The 305-nt window shown below is 50.8% G+C and carries 2 tRNA genes; both read left to right on the forward strand.

Annotation, left to right across the window (positions count from 1 at the left end):
- The first annotated feature begins 29 nt into the window (after positions 1 to 29).
- Positions 30 to 106, forward strand: a tRNA-Ile gene (locus OC71_RS26720).
- Positions 107 to 134: 28 nt separating this feature from the next.
- Positions 135 to 210 (forward strand) — tRNA-Ala (locus tag OC71_RS26725).
- Positions 211 to 305 lie beyond the last annotated feature (95 nt).

Raw genomic sequence — 305 nt, forward strand, 5'->3', positions numbered from 1 at the left:
GAAGAAGACGATAGAAGCAGCCCGAAATTGGGTCTGTAGCTCAGTTGGTTAGAGCGCACCCCTGATAAGGGTGAGGTCGGCAGTTCGAATCTGCCCAGACCCACCAATTTTTGTGTGGGAACCTGTAGAAATACGGGGCCATAGCTCAGCTGGGAGAGCGCCTGCCTTGCACGCAGGAGGTCAGCGGTTCGATCCCGCTTGGCTCCACCACCACTGCTTCTGAAGTTTGAAAGCTTAGAAATGAGCATTCCATCGCTGTGATGGTGAATGCTGATTTCTAGTCTTTTGATTAGATCGTTCTTTAA

This window comes from Pseudomonas sp. W15Feb9B (genome assembly GCF_000828175.1).
Taxonomy (GTDB): Bacteria; Pseudomonadota; Gammaproteobacteria; order Pseudomonadales; family Pseudomonadaceae; genus Aquipseudomonas; species Aquipseudomonas parakoreensis.